At 74.8% G+C, this 18323-nt stretch carries 22 protein-coding genes; 21 read left to right on the top strand and 1 reads right to left on the bottom strand.

Annotation, left to right across the window (positions count from 1 at the left end; translation table 11 throughout):
- Positions 1–64: 64 nt before the first annotated feature.
- The 17 genes from ACQPXD_RS48465 to ACQPXD_RS48385 all read left to right on the top strand — a co-directional run bounded on the left by ACQPXD_RS48465 (position 65) and on the right by ACQPXD_RS48385 (position 14422).
- A complete protein-coding gene (locus ACQPXD_RS48465) occupies positions 65–880 on the top strand; it encodes a class I SAM-dependent methyltransferase (RefSeq protein ID WP_432830641.1) in 816 nt (271 codons plus the stop codon).
- Positions 881–1033: 153 nt separating this feature from the next.
- Positions 1034–1942 (top strand): ABC transporter permease subunit, encoded by a 909-nt coding sequence (locus ACQPXD_RS48460; protein WP_432830639.1) that lies wholly within the window; start codon positions 1034–1036, stop codon positions 1940–1942.
- Entirely contained in the window at positions 1939–3057 is a 1119-nt protein-coding gene (locus ACQPXD_RS48455; RefSeq protein ID WP_432830637.1) for a branched-chain amino acid ABC transporter permease, read from the top strand. The genes ACQPXD_RS48460 and ACQPXD_RS48455 overlap by 4 nt, the downstream gene beginning before the upstream one ends.
- A complete protein-coding gene (locus ACQPXD_RS48450) occupies positions 3054–3845 on the top strand; it encodes an ABC transporter ATP-binding protein (protein WP_432830635.1) in 792 nt (263 codons plus the stop codon). Before ACQPXD_RS48455 ends, ACQPXD_RS48450 begins: the two co-directional genes overlap by 4 nt.
- On the top strand, positions 3839–4555 hold the full coding sequence (locus tag ACQPXD_RS48445; protein ID WP_432830633.1) for an ABC transporter ATP-binding protein: 717 nt from the start codon (positions 3839–3841) through the stop codon (positions 4553–4555). The genes ACQPXD_RS48450 and ACQPXD_RS48445 overlap by 7 nt, the downstream gene beginning before the upstream one ends.
- Positions 4556–4734: 179 nt before the next feature.
- Complete coding sequence (locus ACQPXD_RS48440; RefSeq protein WP_432830631.1) at positions 4735–5436, top strand: hypothetical protein; 702 nt, start codon at positions 4735–4737, stop codon at positions 5434–5436.
- The gene (locus tag ACQPXD_RS48435; protein WP_432830629.1) at positions 5430–6083 is read left to right on the top strand and encodes a hypothetical protein; all 654 of its coding nucleotides are present in this window, start codon (positions 5430–5432) and stop codon (positions 6081–6083) included. The genes ACQPXD_RS48440 and ACQPXD_RS48435 overlap by 7 nt, the downstream gene beginning before the upstream one ends.
- Positions 6080–6871: a hypothetical protein gene (locus ACQPXD_RS48430; protein ID WP_432830627.1), complete on the top strand. Its 792-nt coding sequence runs from the start codon at positions 6080–6082 to the stop codon at positions 6869–6871. Before ACQPXD_RS48435 ends, ACQPXD_RS48430 begins: the two co-directional genes overlap by 4 nt.
- Complete coding sequence (locus ACQPXD_RS48425; RefSeq protein ID WP_432830625.1) at positions 6868–7638, top strand: tetratricopeptide repeat protein; 771 nt, start codon at positions 6868–6870, stop codon at positions 7636–7638. Before ACQPXD_RS48430 ends, ACQPXD_RS48425 begins: the two co-directional genes overlap by 4 nt.
- Before the next feature lie 329 nt (positions 7639–7967).
- Positions 7968–8471, top strand: a complete 504-nt coding sequence (locus tag ACQPXD_RS48420) for a hypothetical protein (RefSeq protein ID WP_432830623.1) — start codon at positions 7968–7970, stop codon at positions 8469–8471.
- Entirely contained in the window at positions 8468–9439 is a 972-nt protein-coding gene (locus tag ACQPXD_RS48415; protein WP_432830621.1) for a phosphotransferase family protein, read from the top strand. Before ACQPXD_RS48420 ends, ACQPXD_RS48415 begins: the two co-directional genes overlap by 4 nt.
- Positions 9440–9693: 254 nt before the next feature.
- Positions 9694–9906: a hypothetical protein gene (locus ACQPXD_RS48410; RefSeq protein WP_432830619.1), complete on the top strand. Its 213-nt coding sequence runs from the start codon at positions 9694–9696 to the stop codon at positions 9904–9906.
- A 117-nt stretch (positions 9907–10023) separates the two neighbouring features.
- A complete protein-coding gene (locus ACQPXD_RS48405) occupies positions 10024–10950 on the top strand; it encodes a S1 family peptidase (RefSeq protein WP_432830617.1) in 927 nt (308 codons plus the stop codon).
- A gap of 202 nt (positions 10951–11152) precedes the next feature.
- Complete coding sequence (locus tag ACQPXD_RS48400; RefSeq protein ID WP_432830615.1) at positions 11153–11986, top strand: SAM-dependent methyltransferase; 834 nt, start codon at positions 11153–11155, stop codon at positions 11984–11986.
- A complete protein-coding gene (locus tag ACQPXD_RS48395; RefSeq protein ID WP_432830613.1) occupies positions 11986–12711 on the top strand; it encodes a hypothetical protein in 726 nt (241 codons plus the stop codon). Before ACQPXD_RS48400 ends, ACQPXD_RS48395 begins: the two co-directional genes overlap by 1 nt.
- Entirely contained in the window at positions 12690–13532 is an 843-nt protein-coding gene (locus tag ACQPXD_RS48390; RefSeq protein ID WP_432830611.1) for a hypothetical protein, read from the top strand. The genes ACQPXD_RS48395 and ACQPXD_RS48390 overlap by 22 nt, the downstream gene beginning before the upstream one ends.
- Positions 13529–14422 carry a pyridoxal-phosphate dependent enzyme gene (locus tag ACQPXD_RS48385; RefSeq protein ID WP_432830609.1) on the top strand — a complete coding sequence of 298 codons (894 nt, stop codon included), beginning with the start codon at positions 13529–13531 and terminating at the stop codon, positions 14420–14422. Before ACQPXD_RS48390 ends, ACQPXD_RS48385 begins: the two co-directional genes overlap by 4 nt.
- Before the next feature lie 247 nt (positions 14423–14669).
- Here the strand turns inward: ACQPXD_RS48385 and ACQPXD_RS48380 are convergent, their stop codons facing one another.
- A complete protein-coding gene (locus ACQPXD_RS48380; RefSeq protein WP_432830607.1) occupies positions 14670–14876 on the bottom strand; it encodes a hypothetical protein in 207 nt (68 codons plus the stop codon).
- A gap of 15 nt (positions 14877–14891) precedes the next feature.
- Here ACQPXD_RS48380 and ACQPXD_RS48375 point away from each other — a divergent pair, with 15 nt between their 5' ends.
- The 4 genes from ACQPXD_RS48375 (at position 14892) to ACQPXD_RS48360 (ending at position 18065) form a co-directional block, all read left to right on the top strand.
- Positions 14892–15734, top strand: coding sequence for an inositol monophosphatase family protein (locus ACQPXD_RS48375; protein WP_432830605.1), 843 nt, complete (start codon positions 14892–14894; stop codon positions 15732–15734).
- A gap of 412 nt (positions 15735–16146) precedes the next feature.
- Positions 16147–16314, top strand: coding sequence for a hypothetical protein (locus ACQPXD_RS48370; protein WP_432830603.1), 168 nt, complete (start codon positions 16147–16149; stop codon positions 16312–16314).
- Positions 16315–16358: 44 nt separating this feature from the next.
- Positions 16359–16964: a GntR family transcriptional regulator gene (locus ACQPXD_RS48365; protein ID WP_432830601.1), complete on the top strand. Its 606-nt coding sequence runs from the start codon at positions 16359–16361 to the stop codon at positions 16962–16964.
- Between the two features lie 168 nt (positions 16965–17132).
- Positions 17133–18065 (top strand): septum formation family protein, encoded by a 933-nt coding sequence (locus tag ACQPXD_RS48360; protein ID WP_432830599.1) that lies wholly within the window; start codon positions 17133–17135, stop codon positions 18063–18065.
- The last annotated feature ends 258 nt before the right edge of the window (positions 18066–18323 follow it).

Below are 18323 nucleotides of genomic sequence, written 5' to 3'. Positions count from 1 at the left end.
CACCTGGCGGACTCGCGTTCGCCCCTTCACCCCTTCACTTCGCAGGATTCGGGAGACCTCACGCATGAGCACCACCATGCCCGAAACGACCTACGCCTTCAGCAACGACAACCCGCACGCCGCCGACCAGCACACCTACCTGCCGGCCATCCTCGACCCGGGCAGCCAGGACCGGATCGCCGGCATCGCCTGGCTGGACCTGGACGGCGCCCGCTGCTGGGAGATCGGCGCCGGCGCCGGCACCATGGCCGGCTGGCTGGCCACCCGGGTCGGGCCCTCCGGCAGTGTGCTGGCCACCGACATCAACCCCCGCCACATCCCGGCCCGGACCGGCGTCACCGTGCTGCAGCACGACATCGCCCACGACCCGCTGCCCGACGGCCCGTTCGACCTCATCTTCAGCAGGTTGTGCTTCACCCACGTGCCGGCCCGGCACACCCTGCTGCCCCAGGTCGCCGGCACCCTCGCCCCCGGCGGGGCGCTGGTGCTCGACGAGTGGGAGACCGGCTACCGCCGCGGCGTGCTCACCGCCACCGACCCGCGCGTCGCCGAACTGTACGACCGCTACCAGGACGTGCTGATCGGCACCGTCCTGGCCGGGAAGGGCCACGACCCGGCGTGGGCCAATGCGGTGCACGCCGCGATGGTCGAGGCCGGGCTGGTCGAGGTCGACACTACCGTCACCGCCCGCTCGTGGAACGGCGGCACGGCGGGGGCGCTGCTGGTGGTGTCGAACCTGCAGCACCTCAAGGGCGAGTTCCTCGCCAACGGGTTCACCGAGGACGACATCGCGGTCCTCACCGAGGGCCTGCGCGACCCGGCCACCCACCTTCGCGGCAATTTGACCGTCTCCACCGTGGGCCGGCGGCCCGCCGCGTAGCCGCCCGGGCTGGTGCGCGGCCCGCGCCGCCGCCCGGCGCGGGCCGCGCACCGCACCACCCGAACCCTGCACCACACCCGGGCCTGGGCCGCACGCCGGCACCGGCCGGGCCTGTCATGTGACCACGACCGCACCGCATGGAGGAGGAAAACGGTGGCGACGACCTGGGGGCTCAACCTGGTCGACGGTGTCGCGTTCGGGCTGCTGCTGTTCACCGCCGCCGCGGGGCTGACCCTCGCGTTCGGGGTGGCCGACGTGCTCAACCTCACGCACGGCACGTTCTACGCGCTCGGCGCCTACACCGCCGCCGCGTTCACCACCGCGGCGTTCACCACCACCGCGGCCGCCGCGACCCTGGCCGGGTTCGGCACGGCCCTGGCCGCCGCCGTGGCGGTCGGGGCCGCGGCCGGCGCCGGGCTCGGGGTCGCGCACCTGCCGATCGCCGGGCGCGGCCACCTGGCCCAGGTGATGCTCACCCTCGGCGTGGCCGGCATCGGCGGGGACCTGCTCGTCGCCGTCTTCGGCGCCGACGACCTGCCCGCCGCCCCACCCACGCCGCTGGCCGGATCGTTGCGGGCCGGCACGGTGAGCTACCCGACGTATCGGCTGGTGTTCATCGCGGTCGGGATCGCTCTCGCGGCGGGGCTGCATCTGGTCGTCTACCGCACGCGCGCGGGCGCGCTGGTGCGGGCGTGCGTCGACGACCGGCCGATCCTGGCCACCATCGGCGTGCGGCCCGCCGCCGTGCAGATCGGGGTCCTGGCCGCGGCCGGTGGACTCGCCGCCGCGGGTGGGGTGCTCGGCGCGCCGATCATCGGCCCCGGTACCGGCACCGCGCCGGCCATCATGCTGCTGTCCCTGGTCGTGGTGGTCCTCGGCGGGCTGGGCAGCATCCGCGGCGCGTTCCTGGCCGCCCTGGCGGTCGGACAGGTCCAGACCCTCGGCGTCGCGCTCGTCCCGGGCGCCGCGCCGTTCGTGCTGATGGCCGCGCTCGCGGTCGTGCTGGCCGTGGCCGCGCACCCGCGCTGGAAGACCCGGCTGACCGTGCGGAGGCCGGCATGACCCGCCCGATCCCGCCAGCCCCCGCCCCGGCCCCGGTCGTGGCGCTCGCCGCCGGCCGCCCGGCGGCGGGACACGGCGGCCGGGTCCGGCCGGGCCTGCGCAAGCAGGCCACGGCCCGGCTGTTCGCCGCCGTGGGCCTCGCCGGCGCCGGGGTGAGCCTGCCGTACTGGGCCGACCCCTACACCACCGCGACCGCGGCCCGCGTGCTGGCCCTGGCGTTGCTGGCCGTGTCGGTGTCGGTGCTGACCGGCGATGCCGGCCTGCCCACCCTCGGGCAGACCGCCCCGTTCGCGGTCGGTGCCTACACCGCCGCGATCCTCGCCGGCCTGCACCATCCCCTCACCACGCTCGGCCCGGTCCAGCTCGCCGCCGCCGCGGCCGCGGCGGCCGGGTGCAGTGCGCTGACCGGGCTGCTGCTGGTCCACACCCGCGGGACCGTCTACCTGATGGTGTCGGTGGCGGTCGGCAGCCTCGCCGTGACCACCGCCGACCAGTGGACCAGCCTGACCGGCGGCACCAACGGCCTGACCTTCCTCCCAGCGCCCCGCCCGCTGCCCGGCCTGGGCGGGCTCGGCACCGACCGGGCCGTCTACTGGTACTGCCTCACCGTCGCCGGGCTGTGCCTGGCCGTGGTGTGGCTGGTGCTGCGCGGCCCGGCCGGGATGCTCCTGCACGGCGTGCGGGACCACGAGCCGCGGATGCAGGCCTCCGGCCACCCCACCACCCGCTACCACTACACGACCCACCTGGCCGCCGGGGCGCTGGCCGGGGTCGGCGGCGGGCTGCTGGTCACCGTCCAGCACGCGATCACCCCAGCCGACGCCGGGTTCGACGTCGCCGCGATCGCGCTGCTGGCCGGGGCGGTCGGCGGGCGCAGCATCACCGGCACCGTCCTCGGCATGGCCGTGATCATCGGCGCCCGGGACGTGGCCGGCGGGCCGCTCGCCGGGCACGGCCCAGCGCTGGTCGGCGGCCTGTATCTGCTGTGCGTGTTCCTGCTGCCCGACGGCGCCGTCTCCGCCGTACGCCGGGTCCCGGGCCAGGTCCGTGCCCTGCGCGCCCGTGGCCGCGCCCGCGCCGCCGCGGCTGCCGCCCGGATCGAGGCCCGGCCGTGACCGCCGCGGGCAGCGCCGGCCACGCCGCACCGGCCCTGGACCTTGCCGGGCTGACCCACCGCTACGGGGCACTGGCCACCGTCGACCATCTGGACCTGCAGATTGCGGCCGGGTCCCGGCACGGCCTGATCGGCGCCAACGGCGCCGGCAAGACCACCCTGCTCAACCTCATCGCCGGCACCCTGCACCCCGCCAGCGGGCAGATCCGCTACGCCGGCCAGGTGATCACCGGCTGGCCGGTGCACCGCCGGGCCCGCGCCGGGATCGGCCGCACCCACCAAACCCCCGCCGTCCTGCCCAGCCTGTCCACCGTCGACAACATGGTCGCCGCGCTCTGGCCCCACGACCGTGGCCACCAGCGGCGGCCCGAGTGGCCCGGCCGCCGGTACCGCCGGTTGCGCGCGACGGCGATGGCCGCCCTCGACACGGCCGGGCTCGCCCCGCACGCCCACACCCCAGCCGGGGCGCTGTCGCACGGGCAGCGGCGGCTCCTCGAACTCGCCGCGGTACTGGCCACCCGGCCGGCGCTGCTGCTGCTCGACGAACCCGCCGCCGGCCTCACCGGCGCCGACCGCGACCTGCTCACCGACCAGCTCGCCACGCTGCCCGAAGCGGTGACGGTGCTGCTGGTGGAGCACCACCTCGACCTCGTCGCCGCCGTGTGCGGCACGGTCACCGCCCTGCACCAGGGCCGGCACCTGCACACCGCCACCCCGGACACGCTGTGGCAGCACCCCCAGGTCGCCGCCGCCTACCCAAGGCCCGACCGGAGCGTGCCCGGATGCTGACCGTCGAGCAGCTCACCGCCGGCTACCACGGCGGCACCGTCCTGCACCAGCTCACCCTCACCGTCACCGCCGGGCAGGTCTGCGCGGTCGCCGGGGCCAACGGCGCCGGGAAAACCACCCTCATCCACACCATCGCCGGACTCCTGCGCCCGGCCGCCGGCCGGATCACCCTCAACGGCCGCGACATCACCGGCCACTCCGCGGCCCGCCGGTCCCGGGCCGGACTCGGCCTCGTCCCGCAAGGCCGCCGGGTGTTCGCCACGCTCACCGTCGCCGAACACCTCACCATCGCCGCCCGGCCCGGCCCGCACACCGCCGAGACGATGCTGCAGCTGTTCCCCGCCCTCGCCGCACGCCTGCGGCATCAGGCCCGGCAGCTGTCCGGCGGCGAACAGCAGATGCTCGCCGTCGCCCGCGCCCTGCTCACCCAGCCCCGGGTGCTGCTGCTCGACGAGCCCACCGAAGGACTCGCCGCCGCCCTTGCCGCCGACATCGACACGCTCCTGCCCACCCTCGCCACCACCGGCACCACGGTGCTGCTCACCGCCACCGATCCGGCCCCCGTCCGCGCCAGCACCACCGACGTGCACCTGCTCGACCGGGGCACCGTGCGCCGCCTGCCCGGCCACGACCCGGCATACGACGGCCAGGCGTATCGGGGGCAGCCGGACCCGCCGCCGGGCCAGCCGTCGGGGCGGCCACCGCGATGACCACACACCGACCCGTTCCCTCCATCCCTATGCCGGTCCGGCCCGGCCGTGCGGCGGTGCGGGCATGCGCCGCGAAGCACCGGCCGGGGCCACCGGCTCAGCGCACCGGCCCCGGCGCCCGGCCGGGGCTGCCCGCCACCGGGCGACCGCAGCCGATGTTCCCACGATCTGGAGCAGCCATGTCCGATGTGCCGACGCGATCCGTCCCGCGGGCCGGCGCGCGCGACCCGGTCGCTGACCGTCCTCGCCCCACCGCCGCCGCAGCGCTGCACATCGGTGTCCGCCGCGTCGCGACGGCCGCGGAGGCCGCAGCCGTCGCCGGTGTCCTCGCGGCCGCCGCAGTCGCCGCATCTCCCGTCGCGGTGCTGCTCGGAGCGGACCACGACGCCCGCCGGGCGGCGCTGCGTCGTGGCCTCGCCGTGCTGGCCGGCTGGGCGATCATCCACGGGGCGGTGGACGTGCACGCCAGCGGCGCGGGCGCGGCGATCTGGCTGCCCGCCGACCTGGACGCTGAGGATGCCATCGACGACGCGGTGCTGGAGGCGGGCGCGAACACCCTCGCCACCGCAGCGCTGGGCGTGTCGCGGCGGCCGAGCATTGCCGCCGCAACGGCCGCCGGCCCGGCGGCGTACCTGCTCGCGGTCGGCACTGTCCCGGGCCACCGCCGCCGGGGCGTGGCACGGCAGGTGCTCGACGCGTACCATGCCGGCCTCGACGCGGCCCACGCGGCGGGGTGGGCGGCTGCCACCGACCTGGCCGGTCACCGGCTGCTGACCGCCGCCGGGTACCGGCCCGACCACGTGGACCAGGCCGCGCCCGGGCTGGCCCTGCAGTGGCTGCGGCGGCTCCCGGGCACCGGCCGGGACGGTGCGGCATGGTGACCACGACGGCGCAGGTCCATGTGGTGCGCGACGGGCCGGCGTGGGCCTGGATCGCGGCGGACAGCCTCACCGACACCCTCGCGGAGCATCCGCTCGTCACCGGCTGGCTCACTCCCGGCGGGACCGTCCAGCCGCTGACCGGGGACGTGGCGCTGCTGGTGGAGTCCGCGGTGGCCACCGGCGGCGCGCTGGTGCTCGAGGACCGCGGCGGCGTGCTGGCCTGGACCACCGCCCCGGCAGGCCTGTCCCGGGTGGCAGCAACCCGCCGCGCCGTCGTGGACCCCGGCTACGCCCGCCGGTGGGCGCAGCTGGAGGACGCCCTGCACAGCACGGTCCCCGCCGGCACCGCCGGGCAGCTGCTGCTGATCCTCGCCGTGGCCGGCACCGGTGTGCCCGCCGGACGCCGGGCCCTGGCGCTGTTCGCCCGGTACCACCACCATCTCGACGCCGCCCGTGCCGCGGCGCACACCGCAGCATTCGACGGGGATCTGGTCCGGCTGCTGCGCGCCTGCGGATGGGTCGCCGAGCGGCAGCGCACACTGCCCGGCGGCCTGGCCTGGTGGCCGCTGCACCGCCTGCCCGCGCCGACACCGCCGTCCGGGCAGGTTGCCCGGTACGGCCCGGCGAACAGCGAGCCCGTCCGATGAGCATGCCGGAACCGGCCGCGTGGGACAGCATCGTCGACCTGGCCTACACCCTGGCGGACGCCGGTGAGGACGCGGACGCCGCCGCGCTGGCGGCCGGTCTGCTCAGCCCGCTGGACCCGGCCACGACCGGCCCGGATGAGCGGGTGATCGCCGCTGCCGTGTTGTACGCGCACATGGTCGATCCGGTCCCGGGGCTGGTCCCGGACGGCATCGCCTGGGCCCGGTACGCCCGCCGGGCGGCGCACGCCGTGCACGGCGCCGGTGACGAGGTCGCGGTCGCGGCTACCGAGGTCCTCGCGCGGCTGCTGTATATCCGCGGCGAGGTGAGCGAGGCGGACCAGCTGCGCCGCGAGCTTGTCCAGCTGCACCTCGACCGTGGCGACATCGATGCGCATCTGCTGGCCCGGATGGGCCTGGCGCAGCAGCAGCATGCAGCCGGGCGGTGCGGCGATGCGGTGCGCGACGCCATGGCCGTGTGGCAGCAGTGGATCGTCTACCACGAGCCGACGGACCGCTGCTCGCTCCCCGTGGCGCTGCCGCTCAACGCGATGCTGCTGGCGTGCGGCCGGTTCGCCGAGGCGGCAACGATCGCCGCCGCGGTCGGCCTGCAGCCGCCGGAGCCCGGCGACGCCGGGTATGACGTGTACCGCCTGTTGGCGGCGACGCTGGCTCTGAGTGTGCGGCACCACCAACAGGTCTGCGCCCGTCGTCTCGACCAGGCGATTGTCCAACCGGCAGGCGAGGGCGTGGCTGCCACGCCGTACCCGGACGCGCGGGGTGGCCGGTGACCGCGGAACCGCCGGTGGAATGGGACAGCGTCCTGGCGTTTGCCCGTGCCCTGGACGAGGCCGGCGAACCCGGGCACGCCGCCGCGGCGCTGGCCGACCCGCTGCGCACGCTCGATCCGGCCACGGCCGGCCCTGACGGTGACGTGATCGCCGCCGCGATGCTGTACGCCACCCTGGCCAAGCCGGCCCTCGACCGGGTGCCTGACGCGATCGCCTGGGCGAGATACGCCCGAACGGCGGCTGAGCGGCTGCACGGCGGCGACGACCCGGCCACGGTCACCGCGACCGAGGTCCTGGCGCTGGTCCTGGCGCGCCGCGGCCGGTTCCAGGAGGCGGACGAGCTGCGCCGCCTGCTGATCCGGCGGCATCGGGACCGCGGCGACATCGACGCGCAGCACCTGGCCCAGATGGATCTGGCGGTGCAGTGGCACATGGCGGGCCGCTGCGGCGAAGCCGTCCGGGAGGCCACCGTGGTGTGGCAGCAGTGGACCACCCGTCATGACCCGGCGGAGGAGGCGTCGGTCCCGATGGTGTGGCAGCTGGCGACGCTGCTGCACGCCTGCGGCCGGGTCGGCGAAGCGCAGGCGGTGGTGGCTGCCGCCGACCCGGAGCATCCCGGTGGCAGCGAACCACGCGCCGAGACGTATCTCGAGCTTATGGCATCGATCGCGACGGCGGTGTTGCGCCACCAACGCGTCTGCGTCCACCACCTCGACCACGACTTCGATCGCGCCGACCCATCGGTCGCCGGATGGCGGCCGCGATGACCCGCCGCATCCCGCACGCCCGCCGAACGCCACCGCCGGCAAGAGGCTCCGGCCCGACGACGCTCAGCACGGCATGGCCATCACCACCGGGCAGCGCCCCGCAGCCCGGCACCAGGCTGGCCGCGACCGGCGACCGCATCACCGGCCTGGAACCGCGTACCGGCTACTGCGTTGTCGTAGCCACGGTCCACGCCCGGGGCGAACTCGCCGCCGCAGCACCGATCCCAGCCTCCACCGCTGCCTACGTTGCCGGCCTCGCCGGCCGCGGCGCCGACGACCCTGTTGCTGGACACGCCAGCTGCCGAACCACCGCACCAGCAGGAGCAACGATGATCTTCCACAACGGCAGCATCAGGACAGCTGGGGACACGGCCGCCTCGCCGCGCAGCCACGACCGGGACGGTTGGCGCAACCCAGCCGGCGGCGGTGCTGTGGTGATGCCGGTGCCGGCGGCATCACCGGCGACCTGGACCAGCCTGGACCGCAACATCCGGTCGCCGCAGCGGCGCTTCCGGGCGGATCAGGCGATGCCGTCATCGCGACGTCAACGAGCATCCACTCCCGCGGTGCGGCTGGGCGCGTCCCCCGCTGACCGCCGCGGCGCCACCGCCCGGGAGACCGCCCTGGGCAGAGACGGGGCGGTCTCCCGGGCCGGTCACCCGGCCACCCGGTCCACCGCCCTGGCCCCGCTCCCCGGGCGCGGCGGCACTGCGGATCGTGACGACCGGGACGGCTGGCTGAACCCAGCCCCCGCCATCGCGGCGGTAATGCCGGCGGCAGCGCTGTGGCGCACTCTGCTGCTGGCTGGGCTTGACGCGGAGACCGGCCGGTGACCCGGTTCAGGCTGACTGGCGGCACGGCTGGGGCCGACCTGATCGACGAGGCGGTCCTCGGCGTGGTGTTCGGTGCCGAGGCGGCCGCCCGGCACATCGCATCGGGCGCCGACGTAGGGCGGGCCGATGCGCGCAGCGTCACCTGCCGCTACCAGCATGCCGACGGCACTGTGATCGTGAAGCGGACCCGGCATACCAGGAGCGCCTGCGCCGAGGGCCCGCTGCTGCGGGCGCTGCACGCGGCCGGGCTGCCGGTCCCGGGCGTGGTTGCTGACACGGTGACCGGCGGCTGGCACGGGCTGGTCATGGTTGACCTCGGCCAGCCCGATCCGGGCACCGTGCCGCTGCCGCTTCCCGAGGCCGCCGCGCTGATCGCGTGGATGCACCGCGCCGGTAGCGCTGTGGTGGACACCGGCACGCTGCCGGTGGTCGGCAGCGCGCAGCTCGCCGAGTTGCCGCACCTGGCCCTGCACCATCTCGATGAGCTCGCCGAGCGCGGCCAGCGGCTGTACGGGCAGCTGCGGCAGCGGCTGTTCGCGCTGGCCAGCCTGGCGCAGCGGCGGGCGGCCTGCGCCGACCGGCAGCCGGTGGGTCTGTGCCACGGCCAGCTCCACCCGAGCCGGATGCTGCGCACCACGGACGGCTGGACCATCGTCGGCTGGTCCCGCGCGGCCCTCGCGCCGGTCCTGCTCGACCTCGCCACGCTGCATATCGAGTGGACCGGCCCCGGCGGGATGCGACCGGACTGGACCGGCCTGCTCGCCGCCTACGCCGCCGGCGGCGGTGACGAGCTCGGGGACGGCCCCTGCAACGGCCTGCCAGCCCAGCGGTGGGCGACGGGCTGGCAGCAGCTGCGCACCGCGGCAGCCGCGCTCGCCGACGCCACCCTCGGCGACACGGCGCTGCCGCTGGCCGCCACGACCACGGTCATCAACCGGCTCGACGACGCCCTGGAGCACCTCGCGTGACCCGCCGCCCTATCCGCCACCGCGGCGCGCTCCGGCGAATCAGCCGCCCGGTACGGCTGGCACACCACGCCGGCTCGCATCCGAGCACGCGACGCGTCGTGCGGCACCGCATCCCATCGGCGTTCGCCGTGGCCGTCCTCGCCGGCGTCGGCCCGGCCCCGGCAAGCACGGGAGGGCCGCCACCAGCCACGCGATCCGGCCCAGCCGCTCCCGCCGCCGCTCGTCCCGGCCGGCCAGTCGGGCCTGTCGCGGCCGTGGCAGCGGTGCCGGCCGCGGTGCCCAGCCAGGCCCAGGTCCGGCTCGTGCGGACGGTCCGCTGGCAGCCGCTCCCGCTCGAGCCAGGCCCCGCCAGTGACCGGGGAACCAGGCTGCGCAACCAACTGCCCCAGCTGCACAGCGTGCTGCTGCCGCCCGGCATCGACCCCGCCGTCCGAGGGCGGCTGCAACCGCGGCGCCGGCTCGGGTAACCCACGTTGCCCCCGCTCCCCGGCGGCCACAACCCGGCACCGCCGCCACCAGCAACCCGGCACCCGCACGGGGGCCGGGCCGCACCATCCCGCACCTTCGATCCACGAGGAGAGACGTTGAGACAAGTCCGACGGCCGATGATCCTGGCGGTGCTCGCCGCGATCGTCGCCGCCATGGCCGCAGTGGTCTTCCCGGCCGGGCCCGCCGCCGCGATCGTCGGCGGTTCGCCAGCGCCGAGGTTGTACGCCGCGGAGACCGCCGTCCAGGTCGTGTTCCCCGGCTTGGGGACCGGCTTCTGCACCGGCGTGATGGTCACCCGGCAGTGGATGCTGGTCGCGGGGCATTGCGCCAGCGAACAGGTGCCGGTGCCGGTGCCGGTGGCGGTGCCGGGCGCTGCGGTGACCGCGCGGGTCGGCAGCCTCGACCGGACCAGCGGCGGGGTTCTGGTTACCGGCGAGCAGGTCTATCTGCCGCCGGGTTGGGCGTGGGGCACGAACTGGCCCGCCAAGCCGGTGTCCGATTACGCCCTGGTCAAGCTGACCTCGCCGGTGCCGGGGCCGGTGGCGCAGCTGGCCACGGTCGCGGTGCCCGAGGGCGGGCCGGTGCTGCTGACCGGGTGGGGACTGGACGAGTTCCCGCCGGCGCCGGGTGCCGAGCCCGCACGGCTGCTGCAGCAGCGCGACGCCGTCCGGCTGCCCGCGGCGGCGTGCGCCGATGGTCCGATCGGCATCGGTGAGTTCTGCGTTTCCAAGGGCACCTGCTTCGGCGACAGCGGCGGCCCCGCCCTGCAGCAGGCCGGCACCGGGTGGGCTGTGGTCGGTACCAGTAGCCGCGAAACCAGCGAGACCAACCCCTGCAGCGAACCGTCGGTGTACACCGACCTCACCTACCCGCCGCTGCGGGCGTGGGTCTGGTCCACCATCCTGCACCCCGCGCAACCGCAACCCTACGCACAGGACCAGCCGGCACCGGCCGACACCGCCGACGCCGCAGCCCGCGCCCGAATCGTGGACCGGCTCAAGCTCCACCTCGTGCAGCAGTAGCAGCATCCCCGGTCCTGGCCGCCGCGTCCGCGGCGGCCAGGACCGCCCCCAGCCACCCTGCGGGGTGATACCGACGCCGAACCTCTGATCCGCGACACGTTCCGGGAGCGACGCCCATGATTCCCACCGGCCTGCATCAGCACGAGGCCCCAGCGCCGGCCGTCGACCGGCCGCGCAGTCACCGTTCGCGGGCGGCACGCCGATGAATGATCGCAGCTGGACCGGCGGGCTGGAACCAGGCCCGGCGGCGACCGCGTCCCGGATGTACGACTACTACCTGGGCGGCGCGCACAACTTCGGCGCCGACCGTGACGCGGCCAAGGCGGTCATCGCCCAGCTACCGGATGTGCCCATGGTCGCCCGGCTCAACCGGGCACTGCTCGGCCGGGCGGTCCGGTACCTGGCCGCCGCCGGGGTACGGCAATTCCTCGACATCGGCTCGGGGCTGCCGACCGTCGGCAACGTCCACGAGATCGCGCAGACCACCGTGCCGGATGCGCGGGTGGTGTACGTCGACATCGACCCGGTCGCCGTCGCGGAAGGCGCCCAGCTGCTGGAGGGCAACCCGCGTGCCGTCGCGGTGGGCGGCGACCTGCGCCAACCGCAGCAGCTCCTCGCGGATCCCGGTGTCCGGTCGATGCTCGATTTCACACAGCCGGTCGGGCTGCTGCTCATCGCGGTCCTGCACTTCGTGCCCGACGACGCCCAGGCGTACGACGCGGTCGGGCAGCTGGTCGCCGCGCTGCCGCGCGGCAGCTACGTCGCCATCTCCCACGGCGCGGCCGAAACATTCCCGGCCGGCAGCGCCGCGACGAGCGCCGCGACCGAGGTCTACCGGAACCGGACCGCGACCCCCGGCAAGCCACGCGACCAGGCCGGTGTCCGGCGCTTCCTGGACGGGCTGACCGTCGTGGCACCAGGTGTGGTCTGGGCCCACCAATGGCACCCGGACCCAACCGCGGAGCCGGCGGCGGAACTGGTCGAAGACCCGAAGCGCGCCGGCACGTGGGCCGCTGCGGCCCGCAAGGACAGCTGATGCGGACCATCGATCTCGTCCCGGCGGTGCGGCGCCAGGCGGGCCTGGGCCTGCCGCGGCCGGGCCGCGTGCGCTGGCTCCCGCGCGCCATCACCGCCGGGTTGGTGATGGTCCTGGCTGCGGGTACGGCGGGCGGCCCGGTTGCGGCTGCGATCGGCGGCACCGCCGGGCCGGCTGCGGCCCGGTTCGCGGAGGTCGAGTCGCTACTGCGGCAGCTGATCCAGCTGCATCTCGACCTCGGCGACGTCCATGCCCACCTGTTTGCCCGGATGGACCTCGTGCAGCAGCGGCACCGCGTCGGCGGGTGCGCCGACGCCGTACGCCAGGCCACCGCGGCACGGCAGGAATGGACTCGCCGCCACGACCCCGGCTCGTCCTCGTCGACGACGGTGACGATGCAGCGGTTCGGCGTGCTCGCTGCGTGTGGGCGGCTGGACGAGGCCGGAGCCGTCGCCGCGGATCTCCATCTGCCGTTGCCGGACGAACCCGGCCACGACGCCGTGACGGGATTCCTGGCCGCGTTGATCACCGTCTGGTACCACCGCCAGCCCTACTGCCGCTGCGACCTCGACCAGGCACCCGGCGTCGCCCCACCCCGCCGCCCGCCTGCCACGCACGCCGGCGCGACGAGGCCGCGGCCCGCTGCCGGCGCCACCGCTGAAGTCCCACCCGATCCGCAACCATTCCGAAGGAGCACACCCGCATGGCCACGCCCTTGCGCCTGACCGGCCACGGCCAGGACCAGCTGCAAACGCAGGTCCAGTGCTACGTCCACCCGGACACCGGCCGGCGCATCACCCTGATCAGCACCATGCACGTCGGTGAACCCGCCTACTTCGCCGGGCTGCGTGCCCTGATCGACGCGCTGACCGGTGACGGGGCGGTCGTGCACAGCGAAGGCTCAGCGCTGCTGGGCGACGCCGACACCGCGGACGCCGCACCGGACGAGCAGGCGGTCGTGGCCAACCTGACCCGGTATCGGGAGCTCGACCTGGTGCGGGTGCGGGACCTGGGATGGATCGGCCAGGTCGAAGGGCTCGGGTACCCGCCGCACTGGCAGATCCACGACCTGACCTACCTGCAGATCACTCGCCGGGTCGGTACGGCGGCGATGCGGGACAAGGCCGACGCCCAGTTGCGGGCGGTCGACTGGCCCGACGGCGACCGCGACGGCCCGGCCCGCTACCGGGCACGCGCCGCGCTGATGCTGCGCTCGGCCGCTACGGCGGACGTCGGCCAGCAGCTCCAGCAGCTGCGGATACTGGACCCCGCCGTGCAGGTCCTGATCGACGACCGCAACACGACGGCGCTGGATGCCGTGTTCGGCACCGGCCAGGACATCGTCCTGATCTGGGGTCCGCTGCACGTGCCTGGCCTCGACGCCGGCCTGGCCGGTGGCGGCTTCGTGCCCGACGGCGATCCGACCTGGCGCACCGTTGGCCGCCTGCCTGACCCGTTCGACGCGGCGGCCGATGCTGGGCTTGCCACTGCCAACAGTCCGGAACCGACGGTGTCCGCCGCAGCACACAGGGCGGGTCCGCGATGACCGCCATAGCACCCGCCCTGCGGCCGGCGCCGGGCATCCGCGCGGACCAGCAGGTGGTCGTGGCCGAGCTGGCCGACAACTACGCCGGCAGCCACACTCTGCCGATGGCCGAGGCGGTGGTCGCAGCCGTGGCCCGCGACGGTGCCCGGCGGGTCACGGTCGCCTCTGGCGGCGGGTACGGGCTCGCGGTGGCCCATGCGGCGTGGCGGAACGGGCTGCGCGCCACGGTCGTGCAACCGGCCCGGTGGCCGGGGGAGCACGGCGAGGCCGCCCGCGCGTTCGGCGCCGAGGTCGTCGACGCGGACGGCGGCTACGAAGACGCGATCGCGGACAGCCGGCGCCGGGCCGGGGCGAGCGGGATCGCGGACGGCAACCTCGATGGCCCGTACCACGACGTCGCGTTGCGTGCGTTGACCGTGGCCCTCGTCCGGGCCGTTGGCCAGCTGGCCGAGCCGCCGACCGCGGTGTGGGTACCGACCGGCGGGGGCCTGACGGCCGTCGCGGCTGCGGCGGCCCTCGACGCGCGCGGCTGGCCGTCGCCGCTGTTCGCGGTTACCGCGTCCGGGGCCAACGCGATCCTGGCCAGCTGGCCCAACAGCTACCGCGACCTGCCCCGGTCGGCGGTCACCGCAACCCGCGTCAACCGGCCGCTGGCCCGCTGGTCGGCGGCCCACGGCCGCGCCGCGCTCACCGCCGTGCACCTGCGCCACGGGCGCGTGTACGGCGTGAGCGACCGGTCGCTGCGCGCCGCGGCCGACCGGCTCGCCGCCGCGAATGTCCTGGCCAGCCCGGCTGGCGCGGCCGGGCTGGCCGGCCTGCAGGCCACGCCGGACGCCGACCCTGGCACACACCTGGTCCTGGTCACCAGCCGACCCGCCGTGGCCGCATGAACCGCACACCGCGGCCGCACCGCGATCGCGCTCACCGGCGTGGCTGTCCTCGCCGCCGGGCTCGCGGTCGGCCAGGCCCCGGCAATCCACGACCAGACCGTCCGGGCGCGGCTGGTGTGGTCGCCGACCCGCAACGACATGGCCGGCACCGGAGACGGCATCTGGCACCGGTTCAGCATGCTGTGCCAGCGCCAGGCCGCCATCCTGCGCGGCCATGGGCATCGCACCGGCGGCTGCACCGCCCTGACTACCCCGGCCGGGCGTCTGCACCGGCCGCCCGACACATCAGCAGCCCTACGCCATCTCCCACCTCACCACCGATCTGGATCCGCACGGCGCCGCCCGCGCGGGCGCGGCAGAACTCGAGCAGGACTGAGGTGTCGATGTCGGCGGTGATCGTGATGGCGGCACAGCCGGGCAGGTTCCGCAACCCGGCGCTGACCGCGCCGGCCACTCCCAGGGAGCGTTGATGCACTACACGACCACCGAACTGCAGGACCTGCTGGTCATTGCCCGACAGGTCGTCGGCGACGCGGAACAGCTGCTGTCCGACGGGCGGCCAGCGCAGGTCCATGCCAAGGGCGTCCGCGACATGGTCAGCGACGTCGAGTTGGCCGTTGAACAGCGGATCCGCGACGCGCTCCGCGCGGCTACCCCGCACATCGGCTTCCTCGGCGAAGAACTCGGCGGCGACGCCGACGACACCGCGACCCGATGGATCCTCCACCCGGTCGACGGCACCGCCAACTTCATCCGGAACCTGCCGCTGTGCGGCATCTCACTTGCGCTCGTCGACGGGCTCACCCCGCGCATCGGCGTGATCCATCTGCAGTACCTCGGGCGGCGGTATTGGGCCGCGTCCGGGCTGGGCGCGTGGCGCGATGGCACGCCGATCCGCCCGTCCGCTGTCACCGACCTCAGCCAGGCGATGGTCACCATCGGCGACGCCGGCGCCGGGGCCCATGCCGACGAGCGCAACCGCGTGTCGCTGCGGCTGCACGCCCATCTCGCAGACCACGCACAACGCGTCCGCTTGCTTGGCTCCTCGGCGGTGGACCTGGCGTTCGTCGCCGACGGCACCGTCGACGCGTCGATCACCTTCGGCAACCGGGCCTGGGACATGGCCGCCGGCGCCGTCATCGCCCGCGAGGCCGGCGCCGCCGTCATGGACATCGACGGCAGTGACCACACCACCGCCTCGCGCGCCACTATCGCCACCGCGCCCGGCCTGCGCGACGCCATCCTGGCCGTCCTGGCCGCCGCCACGGCCGGCAGCCGCTACACACCCGACCAGGTCCGGTCCGGCCGATGACACCGAACCGCGTTCAGCGACCGCCCGGCACCGGGAACACCATCCAGGCCCGGCCGGCCACCGAGCAGCGGCGCGGGCCTGCGCCGGGCCGGGCGACCCCGCCGGCCCGGCGGGACCGGACCCGAAGCGTCCGGCAGCCGCGCCGGCCCACCCGCCAGCCATCGCCGCCGCCACACGTCCGGCACCCCCGAGCATTCCCCGCCGGCCGCGGCCGGCGGGGACGGACCCACCGCACCGGCGACCTGCGGTCTGACAACCGGGCGGTAGGCTGCGGCACGGGGGTACCGTCATGATGCTCACCCCGCGGCTCCGGCGGGATCGCCGGACGGGTCTGCGGCATGCCCTGCAGCGCGCGACATGGCGGTGCGGCGGCTGCGGTGAGCCCTGGCCATGCACCCTACGGCGCACCGAGATGCTCGCCGAGTACCACGACAACATCGGGGTGCTGCGCCGCATGATGGGCTTCTACGCGCAGGTGGCCGCCGCCTCGACGCCGGACGCCGGCCTCGCCGCCACCCTGCAGGCGCAGATCACCGGCTGGGTCCCGCAGCATGCTACCGCGCCATATCCCAAAACGTAGGACATCATTAGGGCCACATGGCCCTAATGATGTAGGTTAGGGCCATGCAGGCGAAGAAGTATTCCGGGGTGACGAAATATCGCCAGATCGCCGAGGACATCGCCGCGCGCATCGCCAGCGGTGAGTTCCCCGCTGGCGCGGACCTGCCGAGCGAGGGCTATCTCGCCAAGGAGTACGGCACAGGCCGGGACGCGGTCCGCGACGCGCTGGCCGAACTGCGGTTGACGGGTATCGTCCACTCGGAGCGCGGGCGGCGCACGCACGTGCGGGTGGCCAAGCCGCAGGTGGAGATCGCTGTGGCGGGCCCGGTCCGCATCTCCGCCCGGATGCCGACCTTCCCCGAACGGGAGGAGTACGACGTACCCGACAGTGTGCCGATGCTGGTGCTCGAGACCGGCGAGGAGACCGTGATCGTGCCGGCCGACGATTTCGTGGTCCGTCCGCAGCCCTCCGGCACCGCGACGAAGCCGAAGATCACCGTCCCTGAACGCCAGCCACCCGCACCGGCGCGCCGCCAGTGCGGGTGCGGCAGCCCCGGCGACCGGAAGGCACGCACTCGTGCAGGTTCGCCTCCAGGTTCCGTACCGCCGGTCGACGCCCACAACCAGCAGGCACCGATTGTGGACCTGGGCGACCACCGTTCCGCGTGAGCGCCAGCCGGTGCCGTGGCGGCATGCGCCAGGCCGGGGCTGTGGACCGTGGCCCGATCATGCCGGCGAGGTCGGGGCCGCGTTGCCCCGGCCCGTCGTCGCCGATGAGGTGCGTGCCCGGGACCAGTGTTCATCGATCGGTCCAGCAGCGGACGACAGTGGCGACTCGTGACCATCCCCAGCCCCGCCCGGGCGTTGTTGTCGATCCTCGCGTCGCTGATGGTTGTGCTGGCCGCCGGCTGCACCGGTTCGCCGGACGGTGGCCAGGCCGGTGGAGGTGGGGTGCCGTCGTCCTCGCCGGCGCCGCGATTCAGGCAGCCCCGCGTCGGGGACTGCTACGCGCCGGAGGTCTCGAGCCGGCGGATGTCATATCTCAGGCCCGCGGACATGCGGCTCGTCGACTCCTGCGACGTGCGGCATATCACGGAAACCATCCAGGTCGGTGAGCTGACGGGTCCAGCCGCACGGTACGAGCAGCCGGCCGCCGGCGTTGACCTGAGCGAGGCGTACACGGCCTGCGACGCGGCCAGCGCGGCGTTTCTCGGCGGCGACCGGCATACCGGCCGGGTCCGGCTCCGGGTATTGCCGCCGTCGGGCGAGCAGTGGTCCGCCGGCGCCCGGTTCTTCCACTGCGACCTGATCGAGGCGAACACCTTCGATCAAGATGCGGAAATGATCGAGCGTGAGGGCTCGCTCAAGGCGGCGCTGAGCGGCGACACGCCACCGTTGGCCGAGGGCTGTTCGATCTGGCCGGAGGAGCCGGACGATCTCCGCCCCGTGCACGGTCTGCTGCCGGCGCCGTGCACCTCCGCCCACCAACTCGAATTCGCGGGCATCGTCGTCACCGGTCCGCGGGCATACCCGGACACCACCGACCTGATGCACGTCGTCTTCGGCGCGGACTGCGATCCGGTGGTCGCGAAGTACCTCGGCATGACCAGATCACAGCTGGCCAACCACCGTCAGATCCGCAGCGTTTGGTGGCCCACGGACCGCGAATCATGGGACAACGGCGACCGGTCCGCCCGCTGCTACGCGACAACCTTCGACAACCGGACGCTCACGAAACCCCTCAAGGGCGCCGGCAACGTCAAGCTCTGACCGTCCACATCGTACCGAGACCAAACCCGTCTGCGGCGACGAGCTCGGCACCGATCACAGCGAGCAGGCACGCAGCTCCGGTCGCGTCGGCGGCAGGATTGGGCGCACAGCAGGACTCGGCGTACCCGATGGCCCGGTGGTATTCGCTGTGACGCCCGCGTGGCTCCCATGCGAGTTGGTCACGCCGACGGTACCCGCACGCCGCGGCGATGGTGGCGACCGGCGGTGGCGAGCAGGCGGGTTCGCCAACCGTCGATG

Source organism: Dactylosporangium sp. CA-092794 (assembly GCF_050948465.1).
Taxonomy (GTDB): domain Bacteria; phylum Actinomycetota; class Actinomycetes; order Mycobacteriales; family Micromonosporaceae; genus Dactylosporangium.
Note: the sequence above shows the minus strand (reverse complement) of the source record. Positions and strands in the feature narration are given on the sequence as shown.